At 70.6% G+C, this 22,414-nt stretch carries 19 protein-coding genes and 5 tRNA genes; 8 read left to right on the forward strand and 16 right to left on the reverse strand.

Annotated features, from left to right (window positions below; translation table 11 throughout):
* Positions 1 to 16 precede the first annotated feature (16 nt).
* The 3 genes from ACWEK3_RS10600 to ACWEK3_RS10610 all read right to left on the reverse strand — a co-directional run bounded on the left by ACWEK3_RS10600 (position 17) and on the right by ACWEK3_RS10610 (position 3,112).
* Complete coding sequence (locus tag ACWEK3_RS10600; protein ID WP_450544808.1) at positions 17 to 1,174, reverse strand: D-alanine--D-alanine ligase family protein; 1,158 nt, start codon at positions 1,172 to 1,174, stop codon at positions 17 to 19.
* Between the two features lie 115 nt (positions 1,175 to 1,289).
* Positions 1,290 to 2,300, reverse strand: a complete 1,011-nt coding sequence (locus ACWEK3_RS10605) for an NAD(P)H-dependent glycerol-3-phosphate dehydrogenase (protein ID WP_390723602.1) — start codon at positions 2,298 to 2,300, stop codon at positions 1,290 to 1,292.
* Positions 2,297 to 3,112, reverse strand: a complete 816-nt coding sequence (locus ACWEK3_RS10610) for a lysophospholipid acyltransferase family protein (RefSeq protein ID WP_361416343.1) — start codon at positions 3,110 to 3,112, stop codon at positions 2,297 to 2,299. The genes ACWEK3_RS10605 and ACWEK3_RS10610 overlap by 4 nt, the downstream gene beginning before the upstream one ends.
* Before the next feature lie 199 nt (positions 3,113 to 3,311).
* Here ACWEK3_RS10610 and cofC point away from each other — a divergent pair, with 199 nt between their 5' ends.
* Entirely contained in the window at positions 3,312 to 3,950 is a 639-nt protein-coding gene (gene cofC / locus ACWEK3_RS10615; RefSeq protein WP_450544806.1) for a 2-phospho-L-lactate guanylyltransferase, read from the forward strand.
* Positions 3,951 to 3,959: 9 nt separating this feature from the next.
* Positions 3,960 to 4,163, forward strand: coding sequence for a hypothetical protein (locus ACWEK3_RS10620; protein WP_141358005.1), 204 nt, complete (start codon positions 3,960 to 3,962; stop codon positions 4,161 to 4,163).
* A 130-nt stretch (positions 4,164 to 4,293) separates the two neighbouring features.
* Here ACWEK3_RS10620 and ACWEK3_RS10625 read toward each other — a convergent pair whose 3' ends face one another.
* The 4 genes from ACWEK3_RS10625 to leuC form a co-directional block, all read right to left on the reverse strand.
* Positions 4,294 to 4,938 carry an HU family DNA-binding protein gene (locus ACWEK3_RS10625; protein ID WP_376544798.1) on the reverse strand — a complete coding sequence of 215 codons (645 nt, stop codon included), beginning with the start codon at positions 4,936 to 4,938 and terminating at the stop codon, positions 4,294 to 4,296.
* Between the two features lie 136 nt (positions 4,939 to 5,074).
* Positions 5,075 to 5,305, reverse strand: a complete 231-nt coding sequence (locus ACWEK3_RS10630; RefSeq protein WP_361416336.1) for an SCO5555 family protein — start codon at positions 5,303 to 5,305, stop codon at positions 5,075 to 5,077.
* 308 nt (positions 5,306 to 5,613) lie between these two features.
* Positions 5,614 to 6,207, reverse strand: a complete 594-nt coding sequence (gene leuD / locus ACWEK3_RS10635; protein WP_376544794.1) for a 3-isopropylmalate dehydratase small subunit — start codon at positions 6,205 to 6,207, stop codon at positions 5,614 to 5,616.
* Between the two features lie 5 nt (positions 6,208 to 6,212).
* Positions 6,213 to 7,637 (reverse strand): 3-isopropylmalate dehydratase large subunit, encoded by a 1,425-nt coding sequence (gene leuC, locus ACWEK3_RS10640; RefSeq protein ID WP_453249498.1) that lies wholly within the window; start codon positions 7,635 to 7,637, stop codon positions 6,213 to 6,215.
* Between the two features lie 188 nt (positions 7,638 to 7,825).
* Here leuC and ndgR point away from each other — a divergent pair, with 188 nt between their 5' ends.
* Positions 7,826 to 8,542, forward strand: coding sequence for an IclR family transcriptional regulator NdgR (gene ndgR / locus ACWEK3_RS10645; protein ID WP_141358015.1), 717 nt, complete (start codon positions 7,826 to 7,828; stop codon positions 8,540 to 8,542).
* Between the two features lie 201 nt (positions 8,543 to 8,743).
* On the opposite strand, the gene ACWEK3_RS10650 is transcribed toward ndgR, so the two are convergent.
* From ACWEK3_RS10650 to ACWEK3_RS10690, 9 genes are all read right to left on the reverse strand, one after another.
* Positions 8,744 to 8,816, reverse strand: a tRNA-Glu gene (locus ACWEK3_RS10650).
* 28 nt (positions 8,817 to 8,844) lie between these two features.
* Positions 8,845 to 8,916, reverse strand: a tRNA-Gln gene (locus ACWEK3_RS10655).
* Between the two features lie 20 nt (positions 8,917 to 8,936).
* A tRNA-Glu gene (locus ACWEK3_RS10660) sits at positions 8,937 to 9,009 on the reverse strand.
* Positions 9,010 to 9,038: 29 nt separating this feature from the next.
* A tRNA-Glu gene (locus tag ACWEK3_RS10665) sits at positions 9,039 to 9,111 on the reverse strand.
* Between the two features lie 38 nt (positions 9,112 to 9,149).
* Positions 9,150 to 9,221 (reverse strand) — tRNA-Gln (locus ACWEK3_RS10670).
* Positions 9,222 to 9,311: 90 nt separating this feature from the next.
* The gene (locus ACWEK3_RS10675) at positions 9,312 to 10,046 is read right to left on the reverse strand and encodes an HAD family hydrolase (RefSeq protein ID WP_453249499.1); all 735 of its coding nucleotides are present in this window, start codon (positions 10,044 to 10,046) and stop codon (positions 9,312 to 9,314) included.
* A gap of 170 nt (positions 10,047 to 10,216) precedes the next feature.
* Positions 10,217 to 11,701 (reverse strand): glutamate--tRNA ligase, encoded by a 1,485-nt coding sequence (gene gltX / locus ACWEK3_RS10680; RefSeq protein WP_453249500.1) that lies wholly within the window; start codon positions 11,699 to 11,701, stop codon positions 10,217 to 10,219.
* Entirely contained in the window at positions 11,694 to 12,479 is a 786-nt protein-coding gene (locus ACWEK3_RS10685) for a fumarylacetoacetate hydrolase family protein (protein WP_141358021.1), read from the reverse strand. Before ACWEK3_RS10685 ends, gltX begins: the two co-directional genes overlap by 8 nt.
* A gap of 160 nt (positions 12,480 to 12,639) precedes the next feature.
* Positions 12,640 to 12,828 carry a hypothetical protein gene (locus ACWEK3_RS10690; protein WP_376553899.1) on the reverse strand — a complete coding sequence of 63 codons (189 nt, stop codon included), beginning with the start codon at positions 12,826 to 12,828 and terminating at the stop codon, positions 12,640 to 12,642.
* Positions 12,829 to 13,429: 601 nt separating this feature from the next.
* On the opposite strand from ACWEK3_RS10690, the gene ACWEK3_RS10695 reads away from it, so the two are divergent.
* From ACWEK3_RS10695 to ACWEK3_RS10715, 5 genes are all read left to right on the forward strand, one after another.
* Positions 13,430 to 17,251: a nitrate- and nitrite sensing domain-containing protein gene (locus tag ACWEK3_RS10695; RefSeq protein WP_453249501.1), complete on the forward strand. Its 3,822-nt coding sequence runs from the start codon at positions 13,430 to 13,432 to the stop codon at positions 17,249 to 17,251.
* A 9-nt stretch (positions 17,252 to 17,260) separates the two neighbouring features.
* Positions 17,261 to 17,674 (forward strand): roadblock/LC7 domain-containing protein, encoded by a 414-nt coding sequence (locus tag ACWEK3_RS10700; RefSeq protein ID WP_007503778.1) that lies wholly within the window; start codon positions 17,261 to 17,263, stop codon positions 17,672 to 17,674.
* Between the two features lie 111 nt (positions 17,675 to 17,785).
* The gene (locus ACWEK3_RS10705) at positions 17,786 to 18,184 is read left to right on the forward strand and encodes a DUF742 domain-containing protein (protein WP_141358025.1); all 399 of its coding nucleotides are present in this window, start codon (positions 17,786 to 17,788) and stop codon (positions 18,182 to 18,184) included.
* A complete protein-coding gene (locus tag ACWEK3_RS10710) occupies positions 18,165 to 18,740 on the forward strand; it encodes a GTP-binding protein (RefSeq protein ID WP_361416320.1) in 576 nt (191 codons plus the stop codon). The genes ACWEK3_RS10705 and ACWEK3_RS10710 overlap by 20 nt, the downstream gene beginning before the upstream one ends.
* Before the next feature lie 404 nt (positions 18,741 to 19,144).
* Positions 19,145 to 22,408: a nitrate- and nitrite sensing domain-containing protein gene (locus ACWEK3_RS10715; protein WP_453249502.1), complete on the forward strand. Its 3,264-nt coding sequence runs from the start codon at positions 19,145 to 19,147 to the stop codon at positions 22,406 to 22,408.
* Positions 22,409 to 22,414: the final 6 nt, after the last annotated feature.

The raw sequence follows: 22,414 nt of genomic DNA on the forward strand, positions 1-22,414 counted from the left end.
CCCTGGGCGCGCGTCCTCAGCGCAGGCCCGTCGAGCGGCGCAGCGCCGCCTGGATCAGCCGGTCCACCAGTTCCGGGTAGCTGATCCCGCTCGCCTGCCACATCTGCGGGTACATCGAGATGGGCGTGAAGCCGGGCATCGTGTTGATCTCGTTGATCACGAACTCGCCGTCCTCGGTGAGGAAGAAGTCCGCACGGACCAGGCCCTCGCAGGAGACCGCCTCGAACGCCTCCACCGCGAGCCGCCGCACCTCGGCGGTCTCCTCGTCGGTCAGCGGGGCGGGCACGACGCCGGGCGTGGAGTCGATGTACTTGGCCTCGAAGTCGTAGTACGCGTGCGCCTCGGGCGGCGGGATCTCGGCCGGTACGGAGGCCCGCGGGCCGTCCTCGAACTCCAGCACCCCGCACTCGATCTCACGGCCGCGCAGCGCGGCCTCCACGAGCACCTTCGGGTCGTGCCGCTGGGCCTCCTCGACCGCCTCGTCCAGGCCGGAGAGGTCGTCGACCTTGGTGATGCCGATCGACGAACCGGCGCGCGCGGGCTTCACGAACAGCGGCCAGCCGTGCTCGCCTGCGAAGTCGACGATCTTCTTGCGGGCGGCGGACGGGTCCTGCGCCCACTCGCGCGGCCGGATCACCACGTACGGGCCGACCTTGAGCCCGAAGGAGGTGAACACCCGCTTCATGTACTCCTTGTCCTGGCCGACGGCCGAGGCGAGCACGCCCGAGCCCACGTACGGCACGCCGGACAGCTCCAGGAGGCCCTGGAGGGTGCCGTCCTCGCCGTAGGGGCCGTGCAGCACCGGGAAGACCACGTCGACCTCGCCGAGCGCCTTGGGCACCGAACCGGGCTCGCTGTAGACGACTTCGCGGTTGGCCGGGTCGACGGGGAGCACCACGCCGCCCTCGGCGGAGTCGGTGAGTTCCTCGACGCTCGGGGTGCGGCCCTCGGTGATGGCCATGCGCTCCGGCTCGTCGGCGGTCAGCGCCCAGCGGCCGTCGCGGGTGATGCCGATCGGCAGGACCTCGTACTTGGTCCGGTCGATGGCGCGCAGCACCGCGCCCGCGGTGACCACGGAGATGCCGTGTTCGGAGCTGCGGCCGCCGCACACGACGGCCACGCGGGGCTTGCGGGACGGCTGCTCGGGGCTCTGGGGGAGGTTCTCGCTGCTCATATCGCGATGAGAGTACCCGCTGGTATCCACGACGTCAGTGCCCGCATGGGCACCGTAGCTCAGCGTCGCACGGACGGTCGCGCAACGTGATGCGGACGGCCGAACGGTGCCGGTTTCAGCGGCGTTCGGGCTTGGCGCTGCGCGACATCAGCTCCCGGAGGGCCACCACGGGCGGCTTGCCCTCGTGCACGATGCCGACGACGGTCTCCGTGATGGGCATGTCGACGCCGTGCCGGCGGGCCAGATCCAGCACCGACTCACAGGACTTGACGCCCTCGGCGGTCTGCTTGGTGACCGCGATGGTCTCCTGGAGGGTCATGCCCTTGCCGAGGTTGGTGCCGAAGGTGTGGTTGCGCGACAGCGGCGAGGAGCAGGTGGCCACCAGGTCGCCGAGACCGGCGAGTCCGGAGAAGGTCAGCGGGTCGGCGCCCAGGGCCATGCCCAGCCGGGTGGTCTCGGCGAGGCCGCGGGTGATGAGCGAGCCCTTGGCGTTGTCGCCGAGCCCCATGCCGTCCGCGATGCCGACGGCCAGACCGATCACGTTCTTGACGGCGCCGCCGAGTTCGCAGCCGACCACGTCGGTGTTGGTGTACGGCCGGAAGTACGGGGTGTGGCAGGCGGCCTGCAACCGCCGGGCCACCGCCTCGTCGGTGCACGCGACCACGGCGGCGGCCGGCATGCGGGCGGCGATCTCCCGGGCCAGGTTGGGCCCGGTGACGACGGCGACGCGGTCGGCGCCGACCTTGGCGACGTCCTCGACGACCTCGCTCATCCGCATGGCCGAGCCCAGTTCGACGCCCTTCATCAGGGAGACGAGGACCGTGTCCGGGGCGAGCAGCGGCGCCCATTCGGCGAGGTTGGCCCGCATGGTCTGCGAGGGGATGGCGAGCACCGTGAAGTCGGCGTCGCGGGCGGCCTCGGCGGCGTCGGCCGTGGCCCGCAGGTTCTCCGGGAGTTCGACTCCGGGCAGGTAGTCGGGGTTGGTCCGGGTGGAGTTGACCGCGTCGACGAGTTCGGCGCGGCGGGCCCACAGGGTCACCTCGCAACCGGCGTCGGCGAGGACCATGCCGAAGGCGGTGCCCCACGATCCGGTACCGAAGACGGCCGCCTTGACCGGCTTGCTCACGTGCCCTGCCCCTCTTCCTGTACGGATTCCCGCACGGCCGGCCCGCGCTGCGCGGCCGGCACGGTCCTGCCCTGGTTCTGCGACTCGGTGCGGCGGCGCTGCTCGATCCGCTCCCGGCGCGGATCGTACGGCTCGGCGGGCGCCTTCTCGCCGCGGATCTCCTCCAGTCGGCGGGTGATGGCCGCCATGATGACCTCGGTCGCCTCCTTAAGCAGTTCCGGGGTCATCTCCTGGTCGTAGAAGCGCGAGAGGTCCACGGGCGGTCCGGCCAGCACGTGGTGGGTCTTGCGGGGCAGCAGGTGGGGCTTCTTGGCGTAGGGCGGCAGCAGTTCGTTGGCGCCCCACTGGGCGACCGGAATCACCGGGCACTTGGTCTGGAGGGCGACCCGGGCGGCGCCGGTCTTGCCGGTCATCGGCCAGCCGTCGGGGTCGCGGGTGAGGGTGCCCTCGGGGTAGAACGCGACGCACTCGCCGCGCTCCACGGCGTCGATGGCGGCCCGGAACGCGCTCAGCGCGTCCGTGCTCTCGCGGTAGACGGGGATCTGCCCGGTGCCGCGCATCGCAGCGCCCACCAATCCCTTCTTGAAAAGCCCGCTCTTCGCCAGGAATCGCGGCACGCGGCCGGTGTTGTACTGAAAGTGGGCGTACGCGAAGGGGTCGACGTGCGAATTGTGGTTCACCACGGTGATAAATCCGCCGTCGGCCGGAATGTTCTCCATTCCGCGCCAGTCCCGCTTGATCAGAACCACCAGTGGCGGTTTGCAGATCACCGCTGCGAAGCGATACCAGAAGCCGATTCTGCGGCGGGGCACGCGGACACCTTCCTCTAGGGCCTGGGGGGCCGCACAAGTGTCGCCCCAGGCCGCCTGTCTGTCGAGAACACCGTACGCCCGCACGTCACCGGACAGCGCTCTTGGAAGGAGCTTCGCGCCCCTCCCCTTCACGGTCCCTCGGACGGTCCGGGGGGACTCCGGGAGACAATGACGACCACACGAGAGGGGCGGAACGCCGGTGCAGTGGACCTTGGTCATCCCCCTGAAGCCCCTGACCCGGGCCAAGAGCAGGCTGTCGGACACCGCGGGCGACGGGGTGCGCCCCGGCCTGGCCCTCGCCTTCGCCGTGGACACGGTGGCGGCCGCGCTGGCCTGCCCATCGGTGGCGGATGTGGCGGTCGTCACGGACGACACCGAGGCCGGGCGGGAGCTGGCGGCGCTGGGCGCCCGGATCGTCGCCGACGAGCCGCGGGCCGGCCTGAACGCCGCGCTCGCGCACGGAGCGGCGGCGGTACGGGCCTCGCGCCCCCGAAGTCCGGTGGCGGCCCTGAACGCCGATCTCCCCGCGCTGCGGCCCACGGAATTGGCCCGGGTTCTGGAGGCGGCCGCACAATTCCCGCGGGCATTTCTCGCGGATTCCGCGGCCATCGGCACGACTTTGCTTGCGGCGTCCCCCGGGCATCCGCTGCTCCCGGCTTTCGGCACCGATTCACGGGCCCGCCACCGGGCGTCCGGCGCGGTGGAACTGTCCCTTCAGGCGGTGGAATCCGTACGCCGGGACGTGGACACCGGGCACGACCTGCGGGCTGCTCTGACCCTCGGAGTGGGACCGCGGACGGCCGCCGCCGCCGCGCGACTGCCGGTCCCGGGACAGTAGGCTGCCGTCATGCACGCGACCGCATACACGTACGACCCCGAAAGCCGCAGCGGGCAGGTGCTCCTGGACGACGGCACCCCGGTGCCCTTCGACGCGCCGGCGTTCGACGCGGGCGGTCTGCGGCTACTGCGGCCGGGGCAGCGGGTGCGGATCGAGACCGAGGGCGAGGGGAACGGCCTGCGGATCACCCTGGTGACGCTGCAGACCTTCTGAGCAGGCAGGAAGACCGTCCGGCCGGCGCGAGGGGCCTTCCCCGCCTGGCGGACCGGGCCGAGGGTGCCCGAACACGCCGCGGGCCGGGCTCCCTCGGGAGTCCGGCCCGGCGCGTGAGTACCCCGCGCCGCTACTTGCCGCGGGCGGTGGTCTTCTTGGCGGTGGTCTTGCGGGCGGTCGACTTCTTGGCGGGGGCCTTCTTGGCCGTCACCTTCTTCGCCGGCGCCTTCTTGGCCGTGGTCTTCTTGGCGGCGGCCTTCGTGGCCGTCGTCTTCTTGGCGGCCGCCGTGGTCTTCTTCGCCGCCGCGGTGGTCTTCTTCGCGGCCGCCGTGGTCTTCTTCGCCGCCGCGGTGGTCTTCTTCGCGGCGGTCTTCTTCGCCGCCGCGGTGACCTTCTTCGCCGCGGCCTTCTTGCCGGCGGCCTTGGCAATGGTGGCGGTCGGGCCGGACAGGCTGCCCTTGGGCGCCTTCTTGACCGCGATGTCGTGCTTCGGGAGCTTCTTCGAGCCGCTCACCAGGTCCTTGAAGCCCTGGCCGGCCCGGAAGCGGGGAACGGAGGTCTTCTTGACCCGCACCCGCTCACCCGTCTGCGGGTTGCGCGCATAACGGGCGGGACGGTCGACCTTCTCGAAGGACCCGAAGCCGGTGACCGAGACCCGGTCTCCCGCGACGACCGCGCGGACGACGGCGTCCAGCACCGCGTCCACGGCGTCGGCAGCCTGCTGGCGGCCGCCCATCTTGTCGGCAATCGCTTCTACGAGCTGCGCCTTGTTCACGTCTTCCCCTTCGGAGACCTTGCCAGAACGAAAGTGTTCAAGCGTTTTCGCACGTTAGGCAGATATATACCGCAAATCAAACACGAAACGGGCTAATCACCCTTGTGCCGCAACGGACTCGGCAGCCTCGGGCTGTTCAGCCTTCCTCGCCGGGGATTCGCCCCTGGTCGAGGTCTGCCGTGAACCTCTCCAGACGCCTTGTCGCACCGGCGAGATCGTGCTTGGCCGCGGCCGTAATGACCAGCAGCTTCCGGGTCAGCGCCATCCGTACGCTCTCCGGGACTTGCAGTGCGCGCACTCTTTCGTGCGCTTCCTTGAGCTGGGCCGCGACTGCCGTATAGAGCTCGAGTTGGCCGTCGTTGTCCATGCACAGATTGTGCCATCTGGGGCGAGTTGTCGCCTGCGCTGGGGGGCAACTGGCGCCTGTGACGGCCATCCGGGCGGCTGCGGCGGGCGGGGTCCGGGACCTCGTCTACCCCGGCAATAACCCACTTAACGTGGGAAGTTGAGTGCCCCGACGGCGGCGCGCCGGGTGGTACGGACGCCAAAACGGCTGTACCCCCGATCGCCTCGATCGGGGGTACAGCGGGGTCGTACGGTGGCCGAAAGTCGACTTGCCACAGCGCCGGAGAGCGGTGTCCGGCTCGGCGGCCGATCATCGGCCGGGGCCGTGGATCAGACCGGCAGGGTGCGCGGCTTGAAGGCCGGGCGCTTCGCCTCGTAGGCGGCGATGTCGGACTCGTTCTGGAGGGTGATGGAGATGTCGTCCAGCCCGTTCAGCAGCCGCCAGCGGGAGTTCTCGTCCAGCTCGAAGGAGGCGGTGATCCCCTCGGCGCGCACCTCGCGGGCGACCAGGTCGACGGTCACCTCGGCCTCGGGGTCCTTCTCGGTGAGCTCCCACAGCGCGTCCACGACCTTCTGGTCCAGGACCACGGTCAGCAGACCGTTCTTCAGCGAGTTGCCGCGGAAGATGTCCGCGAAGCGGGAGGAGATCACGGTCTTGAAGCCGTAGTTCTGCAGTGCCCAGACGGCGTGCTCGCGGGAGGAGCCGGTGCCGAAGTCGGGGCCGGCGACCAGGACCGTGGCACCGTGGCGCTCCGGGCGGTTGAGCACGAACTCGGGGTCCTTGCGCCAGGCCTCGAACAGCCCGTCCTCGAACCCGTCGCGGGTGACTTTCTTGAGCCAGTGGGCGGGGATGATCTGGTCGGTGTCGACGTTGCTGCGGCGCAGCGGGACGGCCCGGCCGGTGTGGGTGGTGAAGGCTTCCATGATTCTCAGACTCCAGCGGGCGTGGGGACGTCGGACAGGTCGGCCGGGGAGGCCAGGTGGCCGAGGACCGCGGTGGCCGCGGCGACCTGCGGGGAGACCAGGTGCGTGCGGCCGCCCTTGCCCTGCCTGCCCTCGAAGTTGCGGTTGGAGGTGGAGGCGGAGCGCTCGCCGGGGGCGAGCTGGTCGGGGTTCATGCCCAGGCACATCGAGCAGCCCGCGTGCCGCCATTCGGCGCCGGCCTCCTTGAAGACCACGTCCAGGCCCTCGGAGACGGCCTGGAGACCCACGCGCGCGGAGCCCGGGACGACCAGCATCCGTACTCCGTCGGCGACTTTGCGGCTCCGCAGGATCTCGGCGGCGGCACGCAGGTCCTCGATGCGGCCATTGGTGCAGGAGCCTACGAAGACGGTGTCCACACCGATGGAGCGCAGCGGCTGTCCGGCCTCCAACCCCATGTATTCCAGGGCCTTTTCGGCGGACAGGCGCTCCGATGCGTCTTCGTACGAAGCCGGGTCGGGGACGGCGGCCGAAAGCGGCGCGCCCTGGCCGGGGTTGGTGCCCCAGGTGACGAACGGGGACAGTGCGGCGGCGTCGATGACGACCTCGGCGTCGAAGGCGGCGTCGTCGTCCGAGCGCAGGGTCTTCCAGTACGCCACGGCGGCGTCCCAGTCCTCGCCCTGGGGGGCGTGCGGGCGGCCCTGGAGGTAGGCGAAGGTGGTCTCGTCGGGGGCGATCATGCCCGCGCGGGCCCCGGCCTCGATGGACATGTTGCAGATGGTCATGCGGGCCTCCATCGAGAGCTTCTCGATGGCGGAGCCGCGGTACTCCAGGATGTAGCCCTGGCCGCCGCCGGTGCCGATCCTCGCGATGATCGCCAGGATCAGGTCCTTGGCCGTGACGCCCTCGGGCAGTTCGCCCTCGACCGTGATCGCCATGGTCTTCGGGCGGGCCATCGGCAGGGTCTGGGTGGCGAGCACGTGCTCGACCTGGGAGGTGCCGATGCCGAACGCCAGCGCGCCGAAGGCGCCGTGCGTGGAGGTGTGCGAGTCGCCGCAGACCACGGTGGTGCCCGGCTGGGTCAGGCCCAGCTGCGGTCCCACCACGTGGACGACGCCCTGCTCGACGTCGCCCAGCGGGTGCAGCCGCACCCCGAAGTCGGCGCAGTTCTTGCGCAGCGTCTCCAGCTGGACGCGGGAGACGGGGTCCGCGATGGGCTTGTCGATGTCGAGGGTCGGGGTGTTGTGATCCTCGGTCGCGATGGTCAGGTCGAGCCGGCGCACGGTGCGGCCGCTCTTGCGCAGGCCGTCGAAGGCCTGGGGGCTGGTCACCTCGTGCAGCAGGTGCAGATCGATGAAGAGGAGGTCGGGCTCGCCCTCGGCGCGCCGGACGACGTGGTCGTCCCAGACCTTCTCCGCGAGTGTCCTACCCATCGCTTTCCCTCCGGCCGGACGCCAAGGGCGCCGGCCCAACTAGAGATCTTGAGGATGCGGCACCCGCGCCCCCCTCCGGGCGTCCGCCGCCGAGCCCGCCGGTCCACGGGCCGCCATGACTTCCAGAGTGGCGTGTTCCACGGAAAATTGAACTTGCGTTTCACAGAGTGAGACGCAAGTATCGTTGCATGGACAACAGTAGCGGCGTCGGCGTTCTGGACAAGGCAGCCCTTGTCCTGAGCGCTCTGGAGTCCGGTCCGGCCACCCTCGCGGGTCTGGTCGCGTCCACCGGACTGGCACGACCCACGGCCCACCGGCTGGCCGTGGCGCTGGAACACCACCGCATGGTGGCGCGCGACATGCAGGGCCGGTTCATCCTCGGCCCGCGCCTCGCGGAACTGGCCGCGGCCGCGGGCGAGGACCGCCTGCTGGCCACCGCCGGGCCGGTGCTCACACATCTGAGGGACGTGACGGGCGAGAGCGCGCAGCTCTACCGCCGCCAGGGCGACATGCGCATCTGCGTCGCCGCGGCCGAGCGCCTGTCCGGCCTTCGGGACACCGTCCCGGTCGGCTCCACGCTCACGATGAAGGCGGGTTCGTCGGCGCAGGTCCTGATGGCCTGGGAGGAGCCGGAGCGGCTCCACCGCGGCCTCCAGGGCGCCCGCTTCACGGCGACGGCCCTGTCGGGCGTACGGCGCCGCGGCTGGGCCCAGTCGATCGGCGAGCGCGAGCCGGGCGTCGCGTCCGTCTCCGCGCCCGTGCGCGGCCCCTCCAACCGCGTGGTGGCCGCCGTCTCGGTCTCCGGCCCCATCGAGCGCCTCACCCGCCACCCCGGCCGCATGCACGCCCAGGCGGTCATCGACGCCGCCGCGCGCCTGTCCGAGGCCCTGCGCCGCTCCGGCTGACGCAGGAAAGACCGCAAGGGCCGGCCTCAACGCCGCGGCAGGCCCTTCCGGCAGCCGACTCCCCCACCCGAACCACCGCCCGGCTCCGGCCGGGACCCGACGACAGGCAGGCACCCGCCCCTCCCCAGCCCACGGGGGCGGGGGCAGGAACTCCGCGGAAACGCCGAAGGGCCCTCCCGAGGGAGGGCCCTTCCGACTGCGTACCCCCGACCGGATTCGAACCGGCGCTACCGCCTTGAGAGGGCGGCGTGCTAGGCCGCTACACAACGGGGGCGTGGACACTGCGTTTCCGCAGGTCCGAGCTGGTCTACCTGGACTCGAACCAAGACTAACTGAACCAGAATCAGTCGTGCTGCCAATTACACCATAGACCAATGATGGTTTAGACCAGTCGTACCCCCGACCGGATTCGAACCGGCGCTACCGCCTTGAGAGGGCGGCGTGCTAGGCCGCTACACAACGGGGGCCTTGATCCCTGGAATACTCCTGAGATCCGTACCCCCGACCGGATTCGAACCGGCGCTACTGCCTTGAGAGGGCAGCGTGCTAGGCCGCTACACAACGGGGGCCTGCGGATGAGATCCGCGGTGCAGATGAGCTCTGCGAGCTGGCCTACCTGGACTCGAACCAAGACTAACTGAACCAGAATCAGTCGTGCTGCCAATTACACCATAGGCCACTGGAAAGCAAGACCCTTTGGGGATCCTGTCCTAGTGTTGCACCCGCGGTTCCGGACCTTCGGCCCGCGCCCCGCGGCGCAGGAAGAACATTACCTGAAGGTGGACGGGGCTCCAAAACGAGTATCGGAGCCGAGGATCGCGGGCAGTTCGGCGAGCGAGGCGATCCGGTGTCGGCCCGCGCCGTCGTGGTCTGCGGCGTGCACGCCCGCGCGGTCGATCCAGACCGACAGCAGCCCGGCCTCGGCGGCGCCCCGCCCGTCGATCTTCGGGTGGTCGCCGACGTACGCCACCTGGTGCGGGCCGAGTTCCAGGGCCTCGCAGGCCGCGTGGAACGCCCTCGGCTCCGGCTTGGACACCCCGAGTTCGGCGGCGCACAGTACGGTCTCGAAGCGGTCGCGCACGCCGAGGGTGCGCAGCTTGCGCTCCTGGACGTGGATGCTGGAGTTGGACAGCACGGCGTGTCGGTGGCTGGCGGCGAGCGCGTCCAGGACGGGCAGCACGTCCGGGAAGAGCGCCCAGGCGGCCTCGTAGTGGCCCAGGTAGCGCTCGAACCACGCGTCGATCACGTCGTCGGTCAGCTCCGGCTGGGCGAGGAAGTCCCGCACCCGGTCCCGCCGCTGCTCCTCGAAGGTCGCCTCCCCCGCCGAGAACCGCGCCCACTGCGCGTCGGTGATCCGCCGCCAGTGGGCCAGGGCCTCCTCCACGGTCCCGTGTCCGTCCAGCAGCCCCTCGGCCACCAGGTGCGCCCGCATGCCGGCCCGGTCGGCGGTCGTGTAGTCGAAGAGGGTGTCGTCGACGTCCCACAGGACCGCTCTGATCGCCATGCCACCGACGGTACCGTCCGGACCGCCGCGCGGGGGCGGGCCGCTGAGAGATCCGTTCCCGGCGGGCGGTGCCGAACGCCGAGGGGCGGCACCCCGGCCGGGCGCCGCCCCTCGCGCGTACCTGTGACAGCCGTATCCGTGACGGCCGTGTCCGTGTCAGCGCCGCACGCTCACGCCGCCAGCTTCGCCAGCGCCGCGTCGATGCGGGCCAGGGTCGTCTCCTTGCCCAGGACCTCGAGGGACTCGAAGAGGGGCAGGCCGACCGTGCGGCCGGTGACGGCCACGCGGACCGGGGCCTGGGCCTTGCCGAGCTTGAGGCCGTGGGCCTCGCCGGCGGCCAGGACGGCCTCCTTCAGGGAGTCGGGGGAGGTCCAGTCGGCCGACTCCAGCTTCTCCCGGGCGGTGCGGAGCAGGGCGTCCGAGCCCTCCTTCATCGCCTTGGTCCAGCTCGGCTCGTCGAAGACCGGCTCGGGCAGGAACAGGAAGTCCACGTTGTCCGTGATCTCGGACAGGACCTTCAGACGCGTCTGCGCCTGCGGCGCGATCGCCTGCCACTTGGTCTCGTCGAAGTCCTCCGAGGCCCAGGGGGCGGAGGGAGCCTGGAGCCAGGGGCGGCAGCGCTCGGTGAAGTCCTTCACGTCGAGCAGCCGGATGTGGTCGGCGTTGATCGCCTCGCACTTCTTCAGGTCGAAGCGGGCCGGGTTGGGGTTCACGTCCGCGATGTCGAAGGCCGCGACCATCTCCTCCACGGAGAAGATGTCCCGGTCGGCGGAGAGCGACCAGCCGAGCAGGGAGAGGTAGTTGAGCAGGCCCTCGGGCAGGAAGCCGCGCTCGCGGTAGAGGTTCAGCGACGACTGCGGGTCGCGCTTGGAGAGCTTCTTGTTGCCCTCGCCCATCACATACGGCAGGTGGCCGAAGGCCGGGGTCTCCTTGGCGATGCCCAGCTCCATCAGCGCCTTGTACAGGGCGACCTGCCGCGGGGTGGAGGAGAGCAGGTCCTCGCCGCGCAGGATGTGGGTGATCTCCATGAGCGCGTCGTCGACCGGGTTGACCAGGGTGTACAGCGGGGCGCCGTTGGCGCGGACGATGCCGTAGTCCGGGACGTTCTCCGGGGTGAAGGTCAGCTCGCCGCGGACCAGGTCGGTGAAGGTGATCGTCTCGTCGGGCATGCGGAAGCGGACGATTGGCGCCCGGCCCTGGGCCTTGTACTCCTCCACCTGCGCGGCGGTCAGGTCGCGGCAGTGGCCGTCGTAGCCGGACGGCTTGCCGGCCGCGCGGGCGGCCTCGCGGCGGCTGTCCAGCTCCTCCTGGGAGCAGTAGCAGTGGTAGGCGTGGCCGGCCTCGAGCAGCTTGTGGGCGACGTCCTGGTAGATGTCCATGCGCTGCGACTGCCGGTACGGCGCGTGCGGTCCGCCGACCTCGGGGCCCTCGTCCCAGTCGAAGCCCAGCCAGCGCATCGCGTCGAGCAGCTGGTTGTAGGACTCCTCGGAGTCGCGGGCCGCGTCGGTGTCCTCGATGCGGAAGACCAGAGTGCCCTGGTGGTGCCGGGCGAACGCCCAGTTGAACAGGGCGGTGCGAACCAGGCCCACATGGGGGTTACCGGTGGGCGACGGGCAGAAACGGACGCGTACGGGGGAACCGGATGCGCTAGCCACGCTTGACAACCTTGTTGGTGAGAGTGCCGATGCCTTCGATGGTGACGGCGACCTCGTCGCCGACGTTGAGGGGGCCGACCCCAGCCGGGGTGCCCGTGAGGATCACGTCGCCGGGGAGCAGCGTCATGGCCTCGGAGATGTTGACGATCAGATCCTCGATCGGGTGGATCATCTCGCTGGTGCGGCCCAGCTGCCGCTGCTCGCCGTTGACGGTGAGCTGGATGGTCAGGTCGGCCGCGGCGGTGAGGTCGATGTCCGTCTCCACCCAGGGGCCGAGCGGGCAGGAGGTGTCGAAGCCCTTGGCCCTGGCCCACTGCTTCTCGCGCCGCTGCACGTCGCGGGCGGTGACGTCGTTGGCGCAGGTGTAGCCGAAGATCACGTCCTTGACGCGCTCGCGCGGGACCTCGCGGCACATGCGGCCGATGACCACGGCCAGCTCGGCCTCGTGGTGCAGCTCCTGGGAGAAGGAGGGGTACTGGATCGGGTCGCCGGGGCCGATCACCGAGGTGGACGGCTTGAAGAAGGCGAACGGCGCGTCGGGCACCTCGTTGCCGAGTTCGCGTGCGTGCTCGGCGTAGTTGCGGCCGAAGGCCACGACCTTGTTGGGGAGCACCGGCGGCAGCAGCCGTACCTTGCTCAGCGGCACCCGGGTGCCGGAGAGCTCGAAGTCCGCGAACGGGATGCCCTTGATGATGTCGAGGACGAGTTCGTCCGGCTTGTCGCCCTCGACCGCGCCGAAGGCGACGTTCCCGTCGATGGAGAACCTGGCGATGCGCACGGGTTGCTTGGCCCCTTGACTGAAGCGGCTGGAGTCTGACGCTCCAGGCTAACGCGGCCGGGGCCCCGGACCTCGCGCAATTACGGCGCGCGGGGCACGAAGGCGGGGCCGCCCCGCGTGCGGGACGCCCCTGAATCTCCGTCCGCGACCGGACCGCGCGCTACTCCGCGACGGCGGCCGCCACGGGCACCTCCATGAGGACGGTGCGCCGGGGGTTGGCGGTGTGCTCGGGAAGGGAGACGGAGTGCTCCGGCTGCTCCGGCGTCGGCAGCGCGTCGGCTCCTTCGAGGTGCATCAGCGTCGTGCGCCGGGGGTTGGCTATGGTGCGGAACATCATCGTCGTCTTCACGGTTGTACGAGACCTTGTCGTCTTCGGGCACCGGGAGGTCCGCATGACCCCCGCGCGGGCGCCGGTTGTCGGATTTGCCATCCCTGTAAAGCGTCAGGCTAAACATTCAATTCCCGGCCGAAGGCGTGAAGAGCCCGTGATGTCGGTGTGAGTTTGCTCACGAACACCTCGACAATCCAGACAATTCATGAGCGCTTCACCTGCCGCCGAATCGGACATTGACCCATTGAAGCCATCATTCCGCTCCCGATCATGGCGACTGGGACACCTCAAGTGACTCGCGGGTACGTAGCGAAATGTCCCCTATACGGGAGATCACTTTCCACATCAGGTAATCCGTCACTCACGGGCTGTCACGGAGGTCACAGCCTGGTCCACATGCCTTGTTGGAGATCCGGCACTGTGCTGGAATGCCACGGACCGCCGCAGGATCGAGCCGGCGCGCAGGGGGCGCAACGCAGCGCCGAGTGGCGGCGAGAAGGGGGAACCAGCGCCGGTCACCCACGACCATCCGGGAAGTGTGTTCAGGGCGCTTCCCACAACGCCGACACCGTCCTTCCGCTCGCGCGGAGGGGCGCCTGGTCCAGAGGTTGCGACGCTAGTGCAGGGACGTTTCAAGAGGGATGGCAGCGCTTCGGCGGAGCCGGAGCCGCACGGCGGGACTGGCCCCATGGCCGTCAGCTCCTCGCCCCAGCACGCCCAGAACCCGGCCCCGGCCGGCGACGGCGCAGAGCGCCCCGGACGCTCGGGCACGACCGGCCCGACGGGTGCGTCGGCGTCGTCGAGCCAGGCTCCGGCGGCCAAGCAGACAGGGAGCCAGGGTCCGTCGGGCCCCGGCTCGCGCGTGGCCCTGCGCAACTGGCGCATCTCCACGCGTCTGGTGTCGCTGCTCGCCCTGCCCGTGGTCGCGGCGACCTCGCTGGGCGGGATGCGCATCAGCCAGAGCATGGACGACATCCAGCAGCTCGACAACATGAAGCTGCTGACGGACATGACCAAGCAGGCCACCGAACTGGCCGCCGCGCTCCAGGAGGAGCGCGACCAGTCCGCCGGCCCGCTGGCGCAGCGCTCCAGCGCGGCCGCCATCACCATCAAGGGCTACCGGGACCGGACCGACCGGGCCCGGGACAACTTCGTCTCCGCGTCCGAGGAGATCGACGCCGCCAGCAAGAACGGCAACCTCCTTGGCGTCCGCGACACCCTCGTCGGCCTGGCGAGCGACCTCAACGGCCTCACCAAGATCCGCAAGGACGCGTACCAGTCCCAGGAGAACTCTGCCCGAACGGTCGAGAGCTACCACCGGCTCATCACCGAGCTGCTCGCCCTCTCCCAGGACATGGCCGAGGCGACCAGCAACCCGCAGATGATCCAGCGCACGCGCGCCCTGGCCGCCTTCTCCTCCGCCAAGGAGTACGCGTCCGTCCAGCGCGCCGTCATCGCCGCCGCGCTGCCGGCCAACAACACCAGCGCCGGCAAGCTCTCGGAGAACGACCGCCTCTACGCCCAGCAGGCGCTGGAGAGCCAGATCTCCGACCTCAACGGCTTCCGCAACATCTACGGGGACGGCTCCGAGGAGCTCATCAAGCCCATCGCGGAGGGCAACCCGACGATCCTGTCCGCGGACACCTACGCCAAGCGCGTCCTGGACCGCCCCGAGGGCCTGGCGCAGGCACCCAAGCGCTCCTACCGCGACTGGGTCGACGACAGCTCCACCAAGATCCAGCAGATGAAGAACATCGAGCACACGCTGCTCGAGGAGATGGAGCAGAAGGCCCGCGAGCTGCGCAGCGCCACCGAGTACGACGCCATCGTCTCCGGTGTGCTGATCCTGCTCGTGCTCGGTGTGTCGCTGGTCGGCGCCTTCGTCGTGGCCCGCTCCATGATCCGCTCGCTGCACCGGCTCCAGGAGACCGCCACCAAGGTCGCCCAGGACCGCCTGCCCGAGCTGGTCCGTCAGCTGTCGGAGTCCGACCCGCAGGACGTGGACACGTCCGTGGAGTCGGTCGGTGTGCACTCCCGGGACGAGATCGGCCAGGTGGCCGCGGCCTTCGACGACGTGCACCGCGAGGCGGTCCGCCTCGCCGCCGAGCAGGCCCTGCTGCGGGGCAACGTCAACGCGATGTTCACCAACCTCTCGCGCCGCTCCCAGGGTCTGATCCAGCGCCAGCTGTCGCTGATCTCCGAGCTCGAGTCCCGCGAGGCCGACCCGGACCAGCTGTCCTCGCTGTTCAAGCTCGACCACCTCGCCACGCGCATGCGCCGTAACGGTGAGAACCTCCTCGTCCTCGCAGGTGAGGAGCCCGGCCGCCGCTGGACCCGTCCGGTCCCGCTGGTCGACGTGCTCCGCGCCGCCGCGTCCGAGGTGGAGCAGTACGAGCGCATCGAGCTGGCCTCGGTGCCGGGCACCGAGGTCGCCGGCCGGGTCGTCAACGACCTCGTGCACCTGCTCGCCGAGCTGCTGGAGAACGCGACCTCGTTCTCCTCGCCGCAGACCAAGGTCAAGGTCACCGGTCACGCGCTGCCTGACGGCCGGGTGCTGATCGAGATCCACGACACCGGTATCGGTCTGTCCCCGGAGGACCTCGCCGCGATCAACGAGCGGCTCGCCTCGCCGCCCACCGTGGATGTGTCGGTCTCCCGCCGCATGGGCCTCTTCGTGGTCGGTCGTCTGTCCCAGCGCCACGGCATCCGCATCCAGCTGCGCCCCTCCGACTCCGGTGGTACGACGGCTCTGGTCATGCTGCCCGTCGACGTCGCCCAGGGCGGCAAGAAGCCGGGCGCGGGCAAGCCCGGCGGCCCGTCCGCGGGTGGTCCGGCGGCCGCTGCCGCCGCCGCCGGCGCCGCTGCGGCCCGCCGTCAGAGCGGTCAGCAGGGCGGCGGAGCCCTCGGTGCGGGCGGTCAGCAGGGCGGGGCAGGCCGGCTCGGTGCCGGAGCCGCTCCCCGCGGCCAGGTCGGTGGCGGCCAGGGTCCGCGGGCCGCGCTGCCCGGCGCCGGCCGCCAGGGCGGTCCGAACGGACCGCGCGGCCAGCAGGGTCCGGGGCAGCCGCAGCAGGGCCGCCCGGCAGCGTCGGGCATGGCCGGCGGCTTCGGCGGCCAGGCACCCGGCGGGCCGCAGGGTCCGCAGGGTCCCGGTGCGGGCGCTCCACAGGGCTTCGGTGACGGACACCGCCAGGACGCCTTCGGCAGCGCACGCGGTGGCGTGCCCCCGCAGCGCGGAAACGGCGGAGAGACGGGCCGGCAGCCGCAGCTGCCGCCGCGCGGTGGCGCGCGGGCGGAGCTGCCGGGCGGCAACGGGCCGTCCCGTACGCCGGGTTGGGGCGACGAGAACGCTCAGGGCCGGGCCGCTCTGGACGCGCCGCGCGGCCACGACGAGCAGGACCCGTCGCAGACCTCCCGGATGCCGCGGATCGACGACCGGCAGGGGCCCGGCTCGACGGCCGAGATTCCCCGCTTCGACGACCGTCAGGGACCGGGCTCCGCAGCGGATACCTCGGCGTTCCCCCGCCCCGACTTCAACGCCCCCCACCCGGGCGCCAACGACGCCCAGAACACGGGCCAGTTCGTCCGCCCGGACGTCTACGGCCAGGGCGGGCAGAACAACCCCGCCGACACGGGCCGGTTCGCCGCCCGGCAGGGGTACGACAACGCCTCCACCGGGCAGTTCGCCGCCCAGCAGGGGTACGACAACGGCTCCACCGGGCAGTTCGCCCAGCCCGGACACGACAGCGGCTCCACCGGGCAGTTCGCCGCCCAGCAGGGGTACGACAACGGCTCCACGGGCCAGTTCACCCAGCCCGGGCACGACAACGGCGCGCCCGGCCGCAACGCCCACCCGGGCGGCGCCGCCGACTTCGGCGGCCTGCGCGGTCCGGCCGCCCAGCGGCCCCAGCAGCGTCCCGCCCGCCCGGAACCGGGCAACGCGGCCGCCCCGCAGCAGCGGCCGGACGACGCCTGGGCCCTGCCGCCGGCCCCGGGTCCCGGCGACGGCCGTACACCGCTGTTCGACACCCTGGAGACCAACTGGTTCCGCGGTGACCGGCATCAGCAGAGCAGCGAACCGGCTCCGGCCTCGCCGCCGCAGCAACAGCAACAGCCGCAGACTCCTGCGGCCCCCCAGCGTCCCGCCGCCTCCACCTGGCGCACCTCGCCGAACGACGACCTCGTACGGCAGGCCGAGCGTGTCAGGCAGCCGGCTGCGGGCGGTGTCACCACCTCCGGCCTGCCGCGCCGGGTGCCCCGGGCCAACCTCGTCCCGGGCACGGCTCAGCAGCAACAGCACCAGAGCGGTCCGCAGGTCTCGCGTTCGCCTGACGACGTACGCGGCCGGCTGACCAATCTCCGTCGGGGCATCGCACAGGGCCGTCAGGCCGGCACAGGTCAGACGGGCAGTTTCCCGAGCCCCACTCACCAGCAGGAGCGTTAGTTGAGTCCGATGAGCCAGGCGGCACAGAACCTGAACTGGTTGATCACCAACTTCGTGGACAACACCCCCGGGGTGTCCCACACCGTCGTGGTGTCCGCCGACGGACTCCTACTGGCGATGTCCGAAGGGTTCCCCCGCGACCGCGCCGACCAGCTCGCGGCCGTGGCGTCCGGTCTGACCTCGCTGACCGCGGGGGCCTCCCGGATCTTCGAGGGCGGCGACGTGTCGCAGACGGTCGTCGAGATGGAGCGCGGCTTCCTCTTCCTGATGTCCGTCTCGGACGGGTCGTCCCTGGCGGTTCTGGCCCACCCCGAGTGCGACATCGGCCTCGTCGGCTACGAAATGGCGCTGCTCGTCGACCGCGCGGGGGCGGTCCTCACACCCGACCTGCGCGCCGAACTACAGGGCAGTCTGCTGCACTGACCGGCTCCGGCACCATCCACCTCACCAAATCACCGTCCGGCCGCCACAATCCCCCCACCGGCCCCGTCAGACGGCTTGACTGACCGACTTGCTGTCCCGCCCGGAGGATTCATGACCCCGCCCCCCGCCTCTCATGATCCGTACGCTGAGCCGTACGGGGATGAGGGCGACCAGCCGCTGGTACGTCCTTATGCGATGACCGGCGGCCGGACCCGGCCGCGCTACCAGCTCGCCATCGAGGCACTGATCAGTACGACGGCCGACCCGGCAGCGCTGATGGGACTGCTCCCGGAGCACCAGCGGATCTGCCACCTGTGCCGCGAGGTGAAATCCGTGGCCGAGGTCTCGGCGCTCCTCGCCATGCCGCTGGGCGTGGCCAGGATCCTCGTAGCGGACCTCGCGGAGGCCGGCCTGGTGGCCATCCACCAGCCGGGCGGGGACGAGAACAACGGTGGCGCACCGGATGTGACGCTGCTCGAAAGGGTGCTCAGTGGACTTCGCAAGCTCTGACGGGGGCCGGGCGACCACCTCCGCGAAGATTGTGGTGGCGGGCGGCTTCGGCGTGGGCAAGACCACGTTCGTGGGTGCCGTCTCGGAGATCAACCCGCTGCGCACGGAGGCCGTGATGACGTCCGCTTCGGCGGGCATCGACGACCTCACCCACACCGGGGACAAGACCACCACCACGGTGGCCATGGACTTCGGCCGCATCACGCTCGACCAGGACCTGATCCTCTACCTGTTCGGCACCCCCGGTCAGGACCGCTTCTGGTTCATGTGGGACGACCTCGTCCGCGGCGCCATCGGCGCCGTCGTACTCGTCGACACCCGCAGGCTCGCCGACTGCTTCCCCGCCGTCGACTACTTCGAGAACAGCGGACTGCCCTTCGTCATCGCCCTCAACGGCTTCGACGGCCAGCAGCCCTACACCCCCGACGAGGTCCGCGAAGCACTCCAGATCGGCCCCGACGCACCCATCATCACCACGGACGCCCGCCACCGCGCCGACGCCAAATCCACCCTCATCACCCTGGTGGAACACGCCCTCATGGCCCGGCTGAGGTAGCCGAAGCACCACGAGTAGCCCCCAAGTTGGCAGCGCTATACGGCAGTTGTCGTAGATGCACCGGAGCCGGCTGTGTCCTTTGACACGGTCGGCCCCGGTGTTCATAACGTTTCGGCAGAGGAATCGCGTGGTATGGCCACGCGTCGCGCACATACGGTGCCGCTGTGCGCACATTCCCCCGGTTTTTTGCCGGGGCTAGCTCTTTATGACCGTTTTATGTGGGACGTGCGTCACGTGGAACCACTCGTTTCCACTGTTTGGAAGAGCGCATGTTGACGTGCTGGAATGCCTGAACTACCCAATGGTCAAAGACGTACTCACCGGTAGTGGCCGCCTATGGCGGACAGGGTTCTGAGACACTGCGGCACAACGAAGGTGCCGACCGCCGAGAGGTTGTTGGTCGAGTGAGGCGAAGCAAGAACGGCCCCGAGCCGTCGGCCCGGGGCAATTTCACCCCGCCGCCGCGCGGAGCGGCGCCCGCGCACGTGCCCGGTTCGGAGCCGACGGCCGCGCCCACCGCGAGCGGTGGCCGTTTCTCCCCGCGCAACTGGCGGGTGCCGACCCGGCTGAACGCCATCCTGCTCCTGCCCGTGCTGGTCGGCCTGGTCATGGGCGGTTTCCAGGTCAACAGCTCGATCAACACCTGGCAGAACGCGCAGGACGCCGAGCACACCGCTCGCCTGGTGCAGGCCTCGCTGGCCTACGCCGACGCCATCTATCACGAGCGCGACGTCAGCGCGGCCCCCCTGCTCCAGGGCAAGGGCCAGAACGACCCGACCGTCACCGAGGCACGCGAGGTCACCGACAAGGCCGCCGACGCCTTCGACCGGGCCGCGCAGTCCATGCCGCACAAGGCCGGGCTGGATCGCCGGCTCAAGCTGTTCCGCGACGCCGAGCCCGAGCTGCAGAAGCTGCGCGCCGCTTCATTCACCTCCAAGCTGCCCGGCGTGCAGACCGAGGAGGGCTACGTCAAGGTCGCCCACCCGCTGATGGAGTTCGCCAACGAACTCGGCCTGGGCACCGGCAACATCACCTCCTACGGCCGTACCGTCTACGCCATCTCGCTGACCAAGGCCGCGCTGTCGCTGGAGCGCTCGATCGGCATGCACCTGCTGATCAAGCCCGGCCCCGACGCCACCAGCCTGGCCGGCCAGCGCGTCGCCCTGTCCTCCTACGCCTACCTCGAGGGCATCGCCGTCGAGGAGTACATCGGCGGCGGCACCCAGGAGGACGCGGACAAGCTGGACGCGCTGAAGAAGGAGATCCAGGCCAACGCCGCGACCATGGCCCAGCAGGCCAAGGCCAAGGACCCGAACTACGTGGCCCCGCCGCAGGATCCGACCCAGATGGTCACGGCGCTGGCCACGCTGAAGGGCACGGACCCGGCCGAGCGCGCGGCCCTGGCGCAGAAGGGCATCACGCCCGAGAACTGGTGGGCGGTCAACACCCTCAAGTTCGACGCCTACGGCCAGATCGAGTCGGACTTGGCCGACACCGCGGTGAACGAGGCGGCCTCGATCGCCGACAACGCCAAGCAGTCGACGTTCATCACCGGCGCGATCGTCCTGGTCGCCCTGCTCGCCGCCTTCATCCTGGCCACTCTGGTGGCCCGCCAGATGAGCCGCTCGATGCGCCGGCTGCGCAACGCCGCCTTCGGTATCGCCGAGCAGCGCCTGCCGATGCTGGTCGACCAGCTCTCGCGCACCGACCCCGGCCGCGTCGACACCCGGGTCGCGCCGATCCCGATCACCTCGACCGACGAGATCGGCGAGGTCGCCCGTGCCTTCGACCAGGTGCACCGCGAGGCCGTCCGGCTCGCCTCCGAACAGGCCCTGCTGCGGGGCAACATCAACGCGATCTTCACCAACCTCTCGCGCCGCAACCAGTCGCTGATCGAGGGTCAGCTGACCCTGATCACCGATCTGGAGAACAACGAGGCCGACCCGGACCAGCTGGAGAACCTCTTCCGCCTGGACCACCTGGCGACCCGTATGCGCCGCAACGGCGAGAACCTCCTCGTCCTCGCCGGCGAGGAGCCCGGCCGCCGCTGGGACCAGCCGGTCCCGCTGGTCGACGTGCTGCGCGCCGCCTCCTCCGAGGTGGAGCAGTACGAGCGCATCGAGCTCTCCGGCGTACCCGAGGCCGAGATCCACGGCCGCGCCGTGACCGACCTCGTGCACCTGCTGGCCGAGCTGCTGGAGAACGCCACCACCTTCTCCTCGCCGCAGACCAAGGTCCGGGTCACCGCGACCCGGCTGCCCGACGGCCGGATCATGGTCGAGATCCACGACAAGGGCATCGGCCTGACCGCCGAGGACTTCGCGGACATCAACCACAAGCTGGCCAACCCGCCCACCGTGGACGCCGCGATCTCCCAGCGCATGGGCCTGTTCGTGGTCGGGCGCCTCGCCGACCGGCACGGCATCCGCGTCCAGCTGCGCCCCTCCGGCGAGCAGGCCGGCACCACCTCGCTGGTCATGCTGCCGGACGCGATCACCCACGGGGGTGGCGGCGAACAGGCGCTGGACCGCGACGACTTCACCGTCTCGCAGATCATCCCGGAGCAGAAGATCCCGGGCGAGGACTTCGGGGCTCTCCCGCCGATGCGCACCGCCGCGGAGCTCGGCTTCGACGACAGCCGGTACGCCGACGCCCCGGACGGCTCCCAGGAGCTGGACCCCGTCGGCCGCTCCCTCAAGCGCGAGGAGCGCCGCGCCGCCCTGGAGGCCCAGACGCACGACCGGCCGGCGGGCCCGGAGACGGCCGAGCCGACCGGGTACCGCGGCGAGCACACCGGGCAGCGGCAGCCGTACGACACCGGCCGGATGCCCTTCCCGGAGCAGGGCGGGTACGACCCGCAGACGCCGTACGAGGAACCGCAGCGCTCTGCGTACGACCAGCAGCAGACGGCGTACGACGAGCAGGTCCGGCCGGCGTACGACGAGGGGTACTACGCGCCGAACGGCGGTATGCCGCAGGGCGATGCCTACTCGTCCAACGGCGGCTACCCCGACCCCGGCTATGCGGAGCCCGGACAGCAGGAGCCCGCGTCGGCGCACGCCGCGGCGCCGGAGGCGTTCGCCGGCTTCCAGGAGCAGTCCTACCAGGACGACTGGCCGCAGCCGGACGGATACCGGAACGGCTACCCGGACCAGTACGCTCCGGAAGCGGAATCCACGCAGGCCGCTGACGTGACCGAGGCGGACCACGTAGGCTTCGAGCGTCCTGGACCGGCCCCCTCCGCCGCCCACGAGCTGACCGACGCCGGGCTGCCCCGACGCGGATCCGTCGCGAGCGGTTCGAACGGCGCGGGGCCCCTGGACCAGGAAGCACCGACCCAAACTTCGGAGAGCGACGGCGACGCCTGGCGTTCGGCGAACGACAATCGCTGGCAGCAGGCCTCGCAGCTCCGCAAGCCCAAGGCAGGCGGAGTGACCTCCTCCGGACTGCCGCGGCGTGTGCCCAAGGCCAACCTGGTCGAAGGCACCGCGGAATCAACCCCGCAGGGAGGCCCACAGGTCTCCCGCGCCCCCGAGGACATCCGGGGCAGGCTGAGCAACCTGCGCCGGGGCGTCCAACGAGGACGCAGCGCAGGAATTGACAAGAACGGCCAGGCCACAAGGAATGAACACAGTGGTCCTGACAGCACCTACAACCAGGAGCGTTAGTGTGAG

The sequence above is a fragment of the Streptomyces sp. NPDC004721 genome (genome assembly GCF_053601495.1).

Bases quoted from the DNA above. Each gene is read 5' to 3' on its own strand.
- leuC (WP_453249498.1), bottom strand. From the start codon at position 7,637: ATGGGTAGGACACTCGCGGAGAAGGTCTGGGACGACCACGTCGTCCGG.
- ACWEK3_RS10675 (WP_453249499.1), bottom strand. From the start codon at position 10,046: ATGGCGATCAGAGCGGTCCTGTGGGACGTCGACGACACCCTCTTCGAC.
- ACWEK3_RS10630 (WP_361416336.1), bottom strand. From the start codon at position 5,305: ATGGACAACGACGGCCAACTCGAGCTCTATACGGCAGTCGCGGCCCAG.
- ACWEK3_RS10700 (WP_007503778.1), top strand. From the start codon at position 17,261: ATGAGCCAGGCGGCACAGAACCTGAACTGGTTGATCACCAACTTCGTG.
- ACWEK3_RS10620 (WP_141358005.1), top strand. From the start codon at position 3,960: ATGCACGCGACCGCATACACGTACGACCCCGAAAGCCGCAGCGGGCAG.
- leuD (WP_376544794.1), bottom strand. From the start codon at position 6,207: ATGGAAGCCTTCACCACCCACACCGGCCGGGCCGTCCCGCTGCGCCGC.
- ndgR (WP_141358015.1), top strand. From the start codon at position 7,826: ATGGACAACAGTAGCGGCGTCGGCGTTCTGGACAAGGCAGCCCTTGTC.
- ACWEK3_RS10600 (WP_450544808.1), bottom strand. From the start codon at position 1,174: ATGAGCAGCGAGAACCTCCCCCAGAGCCCCGAGCAGCCGTCCCGCAAG.
- ACWEK3_RS10705 (WP_141358025.1), top strand. From the start codon at position 17,786: ATGACCCCGCCCCCCGCCTCTCATGATCCGTACGCTGAGCCGTACGGG.